This is a genomic window from Halomonas sp. AOP13-D3-9 (assembly GCF_052379125.1).
In the GTDB taxonomy this organism is placed as follows: Bacteria; Pseudomonadota; Gammaproteobacteria; order Pseudomonadales; family Halomonadaceae; genus Vreelandella.
The window spans coordinates 167,201-180,072 of sequence record NZ_JBQSYH010000011.1 but is presented as its reverse complement, the minus strand read 5'-3'; the positions used below and the strand labels follow the sequence as shown (position 1 = coordinate 180,072).

Annotated in this window: 12 protein-coding genes; 6 read left to right on the top strand and 6 right to left on the bottom strand. The window is 56.3% G+C overall.

Annotated features, from left to right (window positions below; translation table 11 throughout):
• The first annotated feature begins 31 nt into the window (after positions 1–31).
• Positions 32–865, top strand: coding sequence for an AraC family ligand binding domain-containing protein (locus ACT3UM_RS14070; RefSeq protein ID WP_498899746.1), 834 nt, complete (start codon positions 32–34; stop codon positions 863–865).
• Here ACT3UM_RS14070 and ACT3UM_RS14065 read toward each other — a convergent pair.
• Entirely contained in the window at positions 851–1,456 is a 606-nt protein-coding gene (locus ACT3UM_RS14065; RefSeq protein ID WP_498899744.1) for a LysE family translocator, read from the bottom strand. The two genes, ACT3UM_RS14070 and ACT3UM_RS14065, sit on opposite strands and share 15 nt — an antisense overlap.
• Positions 1,457–1,547: 91 nt before the next feature.
• The gene (locus ACT3UM_RS14060) at positions 1,548–2,468 is read right to left on the bottom strand and encodes a glutaminase (protein ID WP_498899742.1); all 921 of its coding nucleotides are present in this window, start codon (positions 2,466–2,468) and stop codon (positions 1,548–1,550) included.
• A 166-nt stretch (positions 2,469–2,634) separates the two neighbouring features.
• Between ACT3UM_RS14060 and ACT3UM_RS14055 the strand changes: the two genes are divergently transcribed.
• Both ACT3UM_RS14055 and ACT3UM_RS14050 read left to right on the top strand, forming a co-directional pair.
• Positions 2,635–3,489 (top strand): bifunctional transcriptional activator/DNA repair enzyme AdaA, encoded by an 855-nt coding sequence (locus tag ACT3UM_RS14055; protein ID WP_498899740.1) that lies wholly within the window; start codon positions 2,635–2,637, stop codon positions 3,487–3,489.
• Positions 3,490–3,577: 88 nt separating this feature from the next.
• Entirely contained in the window at positions 3,578–5,044 is a 1,467-nt protein-coding gene (locus tag ACT3UM_RS14050) for a cobyric acid synthase (protein ID WP_498899738.1), read from the top strand.
• Here ACT3UM_RS14050 and ACT3UM_RS14045 read toward each other — a convergent pair.
• Positions 5,004–5,402: a RidA family protein gene (locus tag ACT3UM_RS14045; protein ID WP_498899736.1), complete on the bottom strand. Its 399-nt coding sequence runs from the start codon at positions 5,400–5,402 to the stop codon at positions 5,004–5,006. The two genes, ACT3UM_RS14050 and ACT3UM_RS14045, sit on opposite strands and share 41 nt — an antisense overlap.
• Before the next feature lie 170 nt (positions 5,403–5,572).
• Here ACT3UM_RS14045 and ACT3UM_RS14040 point away from each other — a divergent pair, with 170 nt between their 5' ends.
• Complete coding sequence (locus ACT3UM_RS14040) at positions 5,573–6,136, top strand: hypothetical protein (RefSeq protein ID WP_498899734.1); 564 nt, start codon at positions 5,573–5,575, stop codon at positions 6,134–6,136.
• Positions 6,137–6,200: 64 nt separating this feature from the next.
• Here the strand turns inward: ACT3UM_RS14040 and ACT3UM_RS14035 are convergent, their stop codons facing one another.
• Together ACT3UM_RS14035 and ACT3UM_RS14030 are read right to left on the bottom strand one after the other, a co-directional pair.
• Positions 6,201–7,382: a vWA domain-containing protein gene (locus ACT3UM_RS14035; RefSeq protein ID WP_498899732.1), complete on the bottom strand. Its 1,182-nt coding sequence runs from the start codon at positions 7,380–7,382 to the stop codon at positions 6,201–6,203.
• 3 nt (positions 7,383–7,385) lie between these two features.
• Complete coding sequence (locus ACT3UM_RS14030) at positions 7,386–8,240, bottom strand: AAA family ATPase (RefSeq protein WP_498899730.1); 855 nt, start codon at positions 8,238–8,240, stop codon at positions 7,386–7,388.
• A gap of 188 nt (positions 8,241–8,428) precedes the next feature.
• Between ACT3UM_RS14030 and ACT3UM_RS14025 the strand changes: the two genes are divergently transcribed.
• Positions 8,429–8,680, top strand: coding sequence for a type II toxin-antitoxin system Phd/YefM family antitoxin (locus ACT3UM_RS14025; RefSeq protein WP_498899728.1), 252 nt, complete (start codon positions 8,429–8,431; stop codon positions 8,678–8,680).
• Between the two features lie 95 nt (positions 8,681–8,775).
• Here the strand turns inward: ACT3UM_RS14025 and ACT3UM_RS14020 are convergent, their stop codons facing one another.
• Positions 8,776–10,758, bottom strand: coding sequence for a sigma-54-dependent Fis family transcriptional regulator (locus ACT3UM_RS14020; RefSeq protein WP_498899726.1), 1,983 nt, complete (start codon positions 10,756–10,758; stop codon positions 8,776–8,778).
• Positions 10,759–11,048: 290 nt separating this feature from the next.
• On the opposite strand from ACT3UM_RS14020, the gene ACT3UM_RS14015 reads away from it, so the two are divergent.
• On the top strand, positions 11,049–12,857 hold the full coding sequence (locus ACT3UM_RS14015) for an NAD(P)-binding domain-containing protein (RefSeq protein WP_498899724.1): 1,809 nt from the start codon (positions 11,049–11,051) through the stop codon (positions 12,855–12,857).
• The last annotated feature ends 15 nt before the right edge of the window (positions 12,858–12,872 follow it).

Sequence of the window (12,872 nt, the reverse complement as noted above, 5' to 3'; positions counted from 1 at the left end):
AAAGGCTATTTTTGAATAACACGAGCAGAACATGAGTACAATTTCGTCACCTATCTTCTGGCGGGATGCGCGTATGCCCTATGTGGAGCTGCGCAAGATTAGCGACGCGCGACAAGTTTGCTATGCGCCACACAGTCATACGCATTGGTCGCTGGGGGCCGTTACCGCAGGTAAAAGCACTTTTTGCTATCGTGATGCTACGCATCAGATTAGCGCGGGAGACATCGTTATGATGAACCCCCACTGGGTGCATGCCTGCAATCCCATCGAGAACCAGTCCTGGGCGTATATGATGCTCTACGTCGATACCGATTGGCTGAGTGAATTGCGTTACCAATTGGGTCTGCTAAATACGCCTTACTGGCAAGATATCGCCACCGCCGTCATTACCCAGCCAGCGCTTTATGCCGGGTACTGCGATATGGCTGCTTGTTTGCTGGATGAGCACCGCGACATTAGCGATAAGCAAACGGCGCTAGTCGAGTACTTGTCTACCATGCTGCAAGTGCTTGCTCAAGAATCCCCCGCGGTATTGCCCCAAGCGCCCAGTGCGCTAGAACAGGTCGCGACCTATTTGCGTGCCAACTGTAGCGCTGATATATCGCTAGAGCGCCTATGTGAGCAGTCCGGCTATAGCGCTGGGCACTTGATTCGCGCCTTTAAACAGCACTTCGGACTAACGCCTCATGCTTACCTGATTAATCAGCGTATTCAGATGGGGCAGAAAGCGTTAAAACAAGGACAACCTATCGTTGAGGCGGCTTTGAACGCTGGCTTTAATGACCAGCCCCACTTTCAAAGAACGTTCAAGCGGCTGGTAGCAGCGACACCCAACCAGTACCGCTATCCGTTACTCAACCAGTAAGACAATAGCGCTAGCCGTCAGGCATATAGCGAGTGCGCGGTTAATCGTCAGTAAGACAATCGGACGATGAACATAGCGTTTCAGAAAAGCGCCTGCATATACCCAACTGGCGAGCGATAGCCAGCAAATAGGCAGATAGAGTCCGGCGAACAGCCATAGCAGATGGGGCTCATTAGCAGTGGTGTAGGCGCCAATGCCAGCGGCAGACGCCAGCCACGCCTTGGGGTTGAGCCACTGCATCATGGCGCCTGTCATAAACCCTGGCGCCTTGACGCCACCTCGCTCCTGCAAGCGCCCATCGTGCTGTAGCAGTTGATAGCTGAGGTAGAGTAAAAACAGAATACCTGCCCAGCGTAAAACCGTTTCCAGCAGCGGCGCCACACTCAGCAGAGAGTAAAGGCCCGCGCCGATGGCTAAAAATAGCGCGATAAACCCCAGCGTGGCGCCGGTTACAAAAACAAGCCCTTTAGCGATAGGGTAGTGCGTACCGCTACTCAAACAAACGATGTTGACCGGCCCCGGCGAAATAGATGCGGCAAGCGCAAATGCGGACATGGGCAGAAGTGTAGGCAGCAGTAGTGTAGCGCTCATTGTCATCCTCCTCGGTAGTGCAAGGAGTTTGCAATGGCCACTGGTGGCGGTATTGCACAAAATTGAGGTCGTTGCTTAAAGCGTTGCCCTGCTAATGGCCAAACACCGACCAGCCGGTGCGCTGCACAAACATTTCGAGCGCCTGGGTGCCCAGCAAACTATTGCCGTAGGCATCCAGCCCTGGCGACCAAACGGCTATGGAGCCATGGCCGGGTGCAATCGCCAGAATGCCGCCGCCCACGCCGCTTTTGCCGGGCAGGCCAACGCGAAAGGCGAACTCCCCCGAGGCGTCGTAGTGCCCGCACATCATCATTAGTGAATTGATACGCCGTGCGCGCTGGGGGGCTACCACGCGAATGCCACTGGGTTTGTTGATACCATCCGAGGCCAAAAACAGCCCGGCATGGGCAAGCTGCTCGCAGCTCATGGCGATGGCGCACTGGTGGAAGTAGGTGCCCAATACTTTATCGACATCGTGGCGAAGATGGCCAAAGGCTTTCATAAAATGCGCCAGTGAGGCGTTGCGGTCGCGGTGGGCCATCTCTGAGGCAGCCACTGCGTGGTCGAAGTAAATACTGTCGTCATCGGCGATATAGCGCACAAAGCTGAGAATCTCGCCCAGGGTCTCTTTGGGCTCGTGGCCCATCATGATGGCATCGACCACCGCAATGGCCCCGGCATTGATGAACGGGTTACGCGGCTTGCCGCTTTCATGCTCTAGCTGAACGATGGAGTTGAACGGATCACCCGAGGGCTCGCGGCCCACTTTCGACCACAGCGAATCACCCACTTGCCCCAGCGCTATGGTCAGCGTAAATACCTTGGAGATACTCTGGATGGAGAAGGGTGTGGTCGCGCAGCCTGCCGAGTACACCTTGCCATCCACGGTGGCCAGCGAAATGGCAAACTGGTTTGGGTCAACGTGGCCAAGCTCGGGGATATAATCCGCTACTTTGCCACGTTCCTCTGCGCTCGCCATGGTGGCGGCAATGTCGTCGATCAAAGCTTGCATGGGCGTATCGTGACCGTCAGTTGAGGCGGGGAGTAACCCTAGCGAAAAATCCTGGCGCTGTCTGCTATTGCAGTCAGCAAGATTCGGGTCGGCAACTCGCCCGTGAGCGCTTAGGCTGTGAAGGTAACGTTTAGCGGTTGATAATACGACGATGTGAGAGACGACAATGAACGACTACGAGCGTATCGAGAAAGCCATGGATTACATGGTGGCCCATGCGGCCGCGCAGCCCAAGCTGGAAGCGGTGGCCGCTCACGTTCATGTGAGCGCCTTTCACTTTCAGCGTTTGTTCTGCCGTTATGTCGGGATCAGCCCCAAGCGCTTTTTGCAGGCACTTACGCTGGAGCGCGGCAAGCAACTGATGCAGTCTTCTACCTCGCTGCTGGATATTGCCCATACGCTGGGGCTTAGCGGCGGTTCGCGGCTTTATGATCACTTTGTGCAGCTAGAGGCTGTCACGCCGGGGGAGTATAAGCGCCAGGGTGAAGGCGTGGAGATCGCCTATGGGGTTCATGAAACGCCTCTAGGTAGCCTCTTTGTGGCGGTAACCCCCCGGGGTATCTGCCGCATGGGTTTTGTCGATGCGACGAATTCGGAGGAGTTACTGGCACGGCTTGCCAAAGAGTGGCCGCTTTCCACGCTTCATCACGATCCTGACGCCACGCGCTTTGCGGTAGAGGCGCTTTTCAACAGGTCAGGCGATGCTTCTGCCACTTTGTCGCTGCATGTGACCGGCACCAACTTCCAAATCGCCGTTTGGCGGGCGCTGCTGACCATTCCAGAAGGCCAACTGGCCAGCTATTCGCACATTGCCCAGGCACTGGGCACACCCAAGTCGTCGCGGGCGGTGGGCAATGCCGTGGGTGCCAACCCCATCGCGCTATGGATTCCCTGTCATCGGGTAATCCAACAAAGCGGCGCGCTAGGCGGCTACCGCTGGGGCCTCGCGAAGAAGCAGATGGTGCAGGCCTGGGAGCTGGCGAACCTGAATGCACAACTGCCTGAGCCTGAGATGCATTAAGCGACTGATTACCATCGCTGACCGTTGTTGCGCCGTTAACCCTCTCCCGCTACAGTCTCGCTCTTATCCACCTGGGCGAGACCGCTTTATGGCTACACTGATGATTCAGGGCACCACCTCGGATGCGGGTAAAAGTACCGTGGTGGCTGCGCTTTGCCGTGCCTTGGCAAGGCGAGGAGTCTCAGTGGCGCCGTTCAAACCCCAGAACATGGCACTGAATAGCGCCGTGACCGAGGACGGTGGCGAGATTGGTCGATCCACGGCGTTGCAGGCCCAGGCGTGCTATTTATCTCCCCACAGTGATATGAATCCGGTGCTGCTCAAGCCGGAAACCGACCGCGGCGCCCAGGTGATTTTGCGCGGCAAAGTGCATGGGCATATGGATGCGCTGGATTACCATGCCTATAAACGCACCGCGAAAGCGAGCGTGATGGCGGCATGGCAGGCGTTGGAAAGCCGCTTCGATGTGATAATCGCCGAAGGCGCGGGCAGCCCCGCTGAGATCAATCTGCGCGAGGGTGATATCGCCAACATGGGCTTTGCCGAGGCAGCGGACTGCCCGGTACTGCTCGTCGGTGATATTGACCGCGGCGGCGTGTTTGCCCAGTTGGTGGGTACGCTGGCGCTATTGAGCGAGAGTGAGCAGGCGCGCACCCAGGGCTTTATTGTCAACCGCTTTCGGGGCGATATGGCGCTGCTCAACCCTGGGCTTGAGTGGTTGGAAGCGCGCACCGGTAAACCAGTACTGGGCACGCTGCCCTATTTGCAGGGGCTGGTACTCGATGCTGAAGACAGTATTGGTCTAACCCAGGCTAAAAAGTCGGGGCAGACGCTTAACGTGATAGTGCCAGCACTTCCGCGTATCAGTAATCACACCGACTTTGACCCGCTGCGTTTGCACCCGCAGGTATCGCTGACCTTTGTGGGGCCAGATCAGCCGATACCCGCCGCCGATGTGATCATTCTGCCCGGTAGTAAAAGTACTGCCAGCGACCTTGCGTGGCTAAAACGCCAGGGCTGGGATAACGCCATTCAGCGCCACCTACGCTACGGCGGCAAGGTGTTGGGTATTTGCGGCGGTTTTCAAATGCTGGGCGAATGGGTAGATGACGCTGAGGGCTTGGAGGGGAAACCCGGAAAAGTAGCGGGCTTGGGGCTATTACCACTGACCACGCGAATGGTGGCGGGTAAGCAACTGCGTAATGTGCGTGGCGTGACAGTAGCGGATGGAGCAACCGTCACCGGCTATGAGATTCATAACGGCGTAAGCGATGGAGTAGCGCTTAGTTCACCGCTATTTGATTTAGAGGGTCGACTAGAAGGCGCGGTCAGTGATGATGGTCATATCTTAGGTACTTACCTGCATGGCTTATTTGACCATCCTGAGGCCTGCCAATCGCTATTAAAACAGCTGGGCCTCGTGAATGGGGAGCAGAGTGATTATCAAGCCCATCGTGAGCGTGAGCTCGATCGTCTAGCCGACATGCTGGAAGCCCATATCGATATTGAAGCGGTTATTGCCCTGATGGATGCTGGCGCTTCGCCATCACGGTAATTTCAACACTACTGCCGCCGCAGATATTAGGCGACTCGGTACATGTGCGGGCAGGGTAGCGGCCAGGTTCAAAGTACTCCGCGTAAACACTGTCCATGTCTTGGATAGCGTGTAGATCAGTGAGGTGGATATCCACCCGGACGATATCTGCCAGGCTGCCGCCTTCCATTTCAAGCATGCGCGACAGTGCGCGCATCACAAGGCGAGTCTCTTCTTTAACGTCGCCTCGGGCAGCATGGCCGTTAGAGAGGTCTGCGACGGTCAGCCCAGAGATAAAGATGTAGTGATCATCAACTACCATGTGACTACCGGGGAAATTGGGTGTGGGCATGGTCGGGTCATTCATAAAGGTGGGCATGCTAGCTCCTTCTAGGTGATGTTCACGCTTACAGTTCTTTTCGACAGGTTGTTCATCGTAGTGTTCAGTATCAGTAAAAATGAATAGAGGCGTTGCTAGGCACAAGTCACTGTCAAAACGGTGATGTTTGCTCTAGGCTTGCGGGTTTTTAGTCGCTGAGGATGATTCAAATGAAGGTCGTACACGTTAACGCAGAGGCCCAGCGCAACGCCTGTCTGGCGCGATTATGCGCTGAGGTTTACGGACAAGAGGCTGGTCTTACGCCGCTGGTCGTGTTCACCGGCACCTGCAGTGTGTTTTTTCCGCAAGAAGCAGCGCGGCTGTTTGCTGCTGTTGATGGACAGGGTCAACCTCAAGCGCTGGCGCTGCTAGTGCTGGACGAGGAGGGCGAAGGCATGACGGTGACCCACGCCTGCGCCCTTGATCAGGCGGATGCCAAGCAGCGTTTGATCAGCGAACTTACCTTAAAGGCACCGCTACGTGTCGAAGTGGATACCGCCGAACAAGAAGCGTTCTATCAAAAAAGCGGTATTAAACGTTGGTTTGGCGGAGCGGATGGCAAACGCATCGGTTTAGGCGCACGCCACCCCGCCAAAAGCGTTGGCGAGCTGACGCCTACCCTGGGTTTAGACGAAGCGCTGATTCTGCGCCGTTTCAAACATGACCCGAAAGCATTTGAAGAGGCTAAACAGGCATTTTTGAAGGGCCTAAACGATTTTCCGCAGACGCTTTGACAGCCAGAAGCAAGGGCCAGAAGAAAGCCCCGTGCTCCGCTTTAAGCAATTGTTTTTGCCACGCCTACTTCTTCGCTAGCTCGCGCATGGCGGTTTCCAGCCCCTCCATGGTCATGGGATACATGCGATCTTCAATGATCTCGCGAATCAGCGTTGTCGAGTAGGTGTACTCCCAAGCCCGGGGCGGCATAGGATTAAGCCATGCCAAGCGGGGAAATGTATCGCATAACCGCTTAAGCCACACACCGCCCGCTTCGTCGTTAAAGTGCTCCACACTGCCGCCGGGGTGGATGACCTCATAGGGTGACATGGCCGCGTCACCGACAATCACTACCTGGTAATCCGCGCCGTAGGTGTGCAAAACATCCATGGTCGGAATCCGCTCGTTACCGCGGCGCATATTGTTCCGCCAAACGCCTTCGTATAGGCAGTTATGGAAGTAGTAGTGCTCTAGGTGCTTGAACTCGGAGCGGGCCGCCGAAAACAGCTCTTCGCAGACGCGAATATGGTCGTCCATCGAGCCGCCCACATCCAAAAACAGCAGCACCTTCACCGCGTTATGGCGCTCTGGGCGCATCTGCACGTTGAGTAGCCCGGCGTCCTTGGCGGTTTCACGGATGGTGCTATCCACGTCAAACTCATCTAACGCCCCCTGGCGGGCAAACTTGCGCAGGCGACGCAGCGCCATTTTGATATTGCGCGTGCCTAATTCCAGAGAATCATCGTAATCGCGGAAGCGCCGCTCGTCCCATACCTTGGTGGCGCGGCGATGGCGGGAGCCATCCTGGCCGATACGAATGCCTTCCGGGTTGTAGCCGTAGGCGCCAAAGGGGCTGGTGCCGCCAGTACCGATCCATTTGTTGCCGCCCGCGTGGCGCTCTTTCTGCTCTTCCAAACGTTTTTTAAATGTCTCAATGAGCTCTTCGAGGCCGCCCAGGGATTCGATTTTGGCTTTCTCTTCGTCTGTGAGCTGCTTTTCAAATTCACGGCGTAGCCAGTCGTCAGGGATTAGCGCCTCAATGGCGGCGTCCATATCCTCAAGGCCTTTAAACCAGGCGGCGAAGGCACGATCAAAGCGGTCAAAGTGGCGTTCGTCCTTGACCATCACTGTGCGCGCGACTTGATAGAAGGCTTCCATATCTGCGAACACCACGCCGCGCTCCACCACAGCGTGAAGATCCAGCAGCTCGCGCAGCGATACCGGCACGCCCGCGCGTTTTAACGTCTCAAACAGGCCGATAAACATGGTTTAGCGGCCTGTGCCTTTCTGGCGACGGATCATAAACGCCAGGCGCTCAAGCAGTTGGGTATCCTGCTCGTTTTTGACCAGTGCACCCGCCATGGGCGGCAGCGCTTTGGCCGGGTCGCGGTTGTAGAGCGCCTCTTGAGCAATATTGTCAGCCATCAGTAGCTTGAGCCAGTCGACTAGTTCAGACGTGGACGGCTTTTTCTTCAGGCCTGGCGCTTTACGTAGCTCGAAAAATACCTCTAAAGCTTCGCTGACCAGCTTGGGGGCGATATCCGGAAAGTGCACATCGACAATCGCTTGCATGGTCTCGCGGTCGGGGAATTCGATGTAGTGGAAAAAGCAGCGGCGTAGGAATGCATCCGGCAGCTCTTTTTCATTATTCGAGGTAATAACAATAATCGGGCGCTGCTCGGCACGAATAGTTTCACCGGTTTCGTAAACGTGGAACTCCATACGATCCAGCTCCTGGAGCAGGTCGTTGGGAAATTCGATATCGGCCTTGTCGATCTCGTCGATCAGTAGCACCACGCGCTCATTGGCGGTGAACGCTTCCCACAGCTTGCCGGGCTTGATGTAGTTAGCAACGTTCTCAACGCCTTCAACACCCAGCTGAGAGTCACGCAGACGGCTGACAGCATCGTACTCGTATAAACCCTGGGCCGCCTTGGTGCTGGATTTGATGTGCCAGGTAATCAACTGGGTCCCGAGCGACTCGGCGAGTTCTTCGGCCAGGAGGGTTTTGCCGGTGCCCGGCTCGCCTTTGATCAATAGCGGCCGTTCGAGCACCACGGCGGCGTTCACGGCCTGCTTGAGCGCGTCGGTTGCGATATAGGAAGAGGTGGAGTCAAACGCCATGGAAGGGGCCTCGGCTTGTCGAATGCGTGTTAAAGGATTCAAACAAGTGTACGTGAGGGTCACCCCAAGGCCAATGGGTGGTCTAGCGTTATTGGTAAAGTTACACTTTCTTGAGTAACTTAGTGAGTCGGCAACTGTCATAGTTGCCATGATAGGGATAATGACAGCGTATAAGGAGAGGTTACGCCATGCATGCCAACGTAAAGCAACTGCGTTTACAAACCAAGGCGCTCTTAGCCGCGACACAGCGTGGAGAAACCGTCGATATCACTTATCGCGGCAAGCCTTGTGCTCGGCTGGTGGGTCTCGATGAAAGTGGTCTGGAAACGCGTCCAGCCCGTAACCCTGCCTTCGGCTTATGGGCTGATCAGGATACCTCGAAAGGCAACGACGATGTTGAGTCTCAGGTGCGCCGTCTGCGCACGCCGCGTACGTACTAACCGCCAATGATCGCCATTACCGGCATATCGATGGCTTGGCGTTAGACATCTTTCGTCCAGCTTAAATGGCTATATTCTCCTCTGACTCTATCTTGTCACCCCTGCCAATTCGGCGGCACTATGCCTTGGCGCTGCATTTGTCGGTAAATGGTAGGCCGCGAAACCCCTAACGTGCGAGCCACGGCGCTTATGTTCCAGTGCTGCTCCTTAAGGATTTCCAGCAATGTGTGATCGGTGTCGCTACCCGCGTCTGCAGTCAGGGGAGTTGCCTGCCGCGTGATGCGTTGGCTTAAGCACTGTTCGGGTAGGTCATGAACGGTGATTTCGTCGCTTTCTGAAGTGGCTAGGGCAAACGCCAGCGCATTTTTTAGCTGGCGGATATTGCCGGGCCAGGCGTAGGCGAGCAGGGCGCTGATGGCATCGGCCCTCAGCCTGGGAGAGGGGCTGCTGCCGCGTTCCCTGACCACATCGTTAAACACCTGGCGAATCACGTAGAGCTTATCGGCGCGTTCACGCAGCGCGGGGAGGCGCAGTTGAGCACCGTTAAGACGGTAGTAGAGGTCTTCGCGGAACTCTCCCTGCTCGATCATCGTATCGATATCACGGTGGGTGGCGGTAATTACCCGAATATCGACCTTCACGGGCGTATTGGCACCCAGTGGCATGACCTCCCGTTCTGCCAGTACGCGTAGCAGACGGGTTTGCAGTGACAGCGGCATATCACCGATTTCATCCAGAAACAGCGTGCCGCCGTGAGCCTGGGGAATTAGCCCGCGCATACCTTTGGAACGGCCACCGGTAAAGGCGCCAGGCTCGTAACCAAACAGCTCGCTTTCAATCAGCGCTTCGGGGATAGCGGCACAGTTCACCGCGATAAAGGGCCCCTTGGCGCGGCGGCCGCTGTCATGTAGTGCTCGGGCAACGACCTCTTTGCCGGTGCCGGTTTCACCACTTATTAGCACATTAACGCTGGCTTCGTTGCGCAGCCGCTCAGCCAGCTTCTGGACTTTGCGCATGGCGGGGTCATCGGCGCCTAAGCGTGCCAATGACTCCGGCAGGCTGGAGGGGAGCGATTGCGCTTGCTGAGCAGGTCGAGGGCGGCGCGGCTCCAGCAGGCTAATAAAGTAAATGGTGTTGTCGACTCTGGCACGAAAAGCACGCAGTTGGTCGTCGGTGGCGCTGTTGATGCTAAGCACATCGGCGATTTCACACTCGAATAATTCTTCTAACATGGGCGTAGGGTTTAGCGACCAGGGTGGCCAGCGGCGCTGGTGCTCGGCAATCAATTCACGCCCCACGGCATTGGCGGCAATCACTTGCCCGTTCTCTTCAATGGCGATGAGCCCCCGTCCGTTAACGTGCACAAACTCCCGTGAAGTATCCAGACGCACCATCAGGCAGTCGCGGTAGCGCTGGAGAAAATAAGCATCCTCAATCATGCGCGCGTAGAGGGTTACCAGCGAGAGGCTGAAATTTTGGCTCTCATGCTGAGTAGGCGATTGCAGCGCGGAGATATCCAGCACCGCTATGACATTGCCCTGAGGGTCAGCGATAGGCGCGGCGGTGCAGGTGAGCGAAATATGCGAGGCGTCGAAGTGCTCCTGGCGGTGGCAGATAATTGCCTGGCGGTCGTGCAGGCAGGTACCCACTGCACAGGTGCCCGCAAAGCGTTCGTCCCAATCGGCCCCCAGGTAGAGGCCCGCTCTGCGCAGCTGCTGGTCCTGGTTAGGGTCGCCGCGAAACTCGACGGTAATGCCGCGATGGTCGGTGAGCAGCAGCACATAGCCTAGCTGGGCGATTTGCTGATAGAGCTGGTCAACCCCGGCTCTTGCCACGTGCAAAAGCTCATCGACAGATTCCCGGTGCTCAATCAGGGTCTGCTGGGGTACGACGCGGGCAGGGCGAGGCCGGGTGGGATCGAGCTGGTACTCGTTTAGACAGCGCAGCCAGGAGCGCCGGATGGTCGCTTGCGCCGGTAGCTGCGGAACATCCAAGCCTTCGCCGAGCTGGAAAACATGTTCGATATGCTGGCGCTGCACGGATTGCAGCCGTGCAGGTAGAGGCGATTGAGTGGGCATGGCGTGGTTCACCCTGGGGCTTGTTATTGTCCTTCCAGACTATGCGCTCTGGCGTGGGTGTCAACGACGTGCCATTACGCCGTTAGTCGTGTGTTACACCTGTAACACCAGAGTGTAAACGGTGTGACAGGTGTACGCTCTACATAACGCCCAATTGCTAACGAGTTTTTGATTTTTTATTTATATTTTTCAATATCTTGAGTTTTATTTTGAGTGATTGGCATAGCGGGTGCTTAGGGTTGTGTGTCAAAAGGCAATCAACAATAACAAACCTGCATGGAGTACTCGCTATGTCAGAGACACAAGTCCAACAAACCGCCACAGCTACTGTTCAAGGCTGGCTGAGTAATTTTGATCAGGCGCTGCAAACCCAGGATATTCAGGGTGTGCTCGCGCTGTTTAATGAAGAGTGCTACTGGCGCGACTTCCTTACCTTCACCTGGAATTTAAAGACCTGCGAGGGCAAAGACGCGATTCAAGCCATGCTCAATGCCACTTTGGAGAACGCACGCCCTTCGAACTGGCAGCTAGAGGGCGAAGCGACCCAAAATGGCGATGTTGCTGAGGCGTGGTTCATCTTCGAGACCGCGGTCGCCAGCGGCAAAGGCTACCTACGGCTGAAAGAGGGTAAATGCTGGACGCTACTTACCACGATGCAGTCACTGCACGACTTCCCCGAGCCACGTAATCATCACCGTCCTAAAGGCGCTGAGCACGGCGCCAATAAGCAGCGTGAAACCTGGTTAGAAGCACGACAGCGCGAAGAGGCGGAGCTTGGTTACACGCAGCAGCCTTACTGCGTGATTATTGGCGGCGGCCAGGGCGGTATTGGTTTGGGCGCCCGGCTAAAGCAAATGGGCGTGCCGACCATTATTATCGAGCGCAACGAGCGTGCAGGGGACTCCTGGCGAAATCGCTATAAGTCGCTCTGCCTGCATGATCCAGTCTGGTACGACCACCTTCCCTATATTCCTTTCCCTGAAAACTGGCCGGTGTTTGCGCCCAAAGACAAAGTGGGAGACTGGCTGGAGATGTACACAAAGGTGATGGAGCTCAATTATTGGAGCTCCACCGAGTGTCAGAATGCACACTTCGATGAAGTCGCAGGCGAGTGGGTGGTAAACGTCAAGCGTAACGGAGAAGCGATCACTTTACGGCCCAAGCAACTGGTGATGGCCACCGGGATGTCGGGTATGCCCAATGTGCCGACATTCCCCGGTGCAGAGAGCTTCGCAGGCGAACAGCAGCACTCCAGCCAGCATCCGGGGCCGGATGCTTATGCTGGCAAGAAGTGTGTGATTGTAGGCTCGAATAATTCTGCTCACGATATTGCTGCGGCACTCTGGGAGCACGATGCTGATGTGACCATGCTGCAACGCTCGTCCACCCATATCGTCAAGTCGGATTCGTTGATGGAGGAAGTATTGGGGCCGCTCTACTCCGAAGAGGCCGTGGCCAATGGCTTAACCCACGACAAGGCTGATCTGATTTTTGCCTCGATTCCCTACAAGGTGCTGCCGGACTTTCAGCGCCCGGCGTTTGAGGCAATCAAACAGCGCGACGCCGAGTTCTATCAGAAGCTGGAAGACGCGGGTTTTATGCTCGATTTTGGTGACGACGACTCGGGTCTGTTCTTGAAGTACCTGCGTCGTGGCTCGGGTTATTACATCGATGTGGGCGCCTGCGATCTGGTCGCCAGTGGCGATATCAAGTTGCGCAGCGGCGTAGGCATTGAGCGTATCAATCCGCACTCCATCACGCTTACAGATGGCAGCGAGCTAGAGGCAGATTTGATCGTCTACGCCACCGGTTATGGTTCCATGAATGGCTGGGCGGCGCGGCTTATCTCTCAGGAAGTGGCGGATAAAGTCGGTAAATGCTGGGGCTTGGGCTCCGACACCACCAAAGACCCCGGCCCTTGGGAGGGCGAGCTGCGCAATATGTGGAAACCCACCCAGCAAGAGGCGCTGTGGTTCCATGGCGGCAACCTGCATCAGTCGCGGCACTACTCACACTATTTGGCACTGCAGTTGAAAGCTCGCATGGAGGGGCTGGCAACGCCTGTCTATGGGCTGCAGCCGGTTCACCATACGTCTTAACAGGAAGGGTAACCC

Bases quoted from the DNA above. Each gene is read 5' to 3' on its own strand.
- ACT3UM_RS14070 (WP_498899746.1), top strand. From the start codon at position 32: ATGAGTACAATTTCGTCACCTATCTTCTGGCGGGATGCGCGTATGCCC.
- ACT3UM_RS14065 (WP_498899744.1), bottom strand. From the start codon at position 1,456: ATGAGCGCTACACTACTGCTGCCTACACTTCTGCCCATGTCCGCATTT.
- ACT3UM_RS14060 (WP_498899742.1), bottom strand. From the start codon at position 2,468: ATGCAAGCTTTGATCGACGACATTGCCGCCACCATGGCGAGCGCAGAG.
- ACT3UM_RS14055 (WP_498899740.1), top strand. From the start codon at position 2,635: ATGAACGACTACGAGCGTATCGAGAAAGCCATGGATTACATGGTGGCC.
- ACT3UM_RS14050 (WP_498899738.1), top strand. From the start codon at position 3,578: ATGGCTACACTGATGATTCAGGGCACCACCTCGGATGCGGGTAAAAGT.
- ACT3UM_RS14045 (WP_498899736.1), bottom strand. From the start codon at position 5,402: ATGCCCACCTTTATGAATGACCCGACCATGCCCACACCCAATTTCCCC.
- ACT3UM_RS14040 (WP_498899734.1), top strand. From the start codon at position 5,573: ATGAAGGTCGTACACGTTAACGCAGAGGCCCAGCGCAACGCCTGTCTG.
- ACT3UM_RS14035 (WP_498899732.1), bottom strand. From the start codon at position 7,382: ATGTTTATCGGCCTGTTTGAGACGTTAAAACGCGCGGGCGTGCCGGTA.
- ACT3UM_RS14030 (WP_498899730.1), bottom strand. From the start codon at position 8,240: ATGGCGTTTGACTCCACCTCTTCCTATATCGCAACCGACGCGCTCAAG.
- ACT3UM_RS14025 (WP_498899728.1), top strand. From the start codon at position 8,429: ATGCATGCCAACGTAAAGCAACTGCGTTTACAAACCAAGGCGCTCTTA.
- ACT3UM_RS14020 (WP_498899726.1), bottom strand. From the start codon at position 10,758: ATGCCCACTCAATCGCCTCTACCTGCACGGCTGCAATCCGTGCAGCGC.
- ACT3UM_RS14015 (WP_498899724.1), top strand. From the start codon at position 11,049: ATGTCAGAGACACAAGTCCAACAAACCGCCACAGCTACTGTTCAAGGC.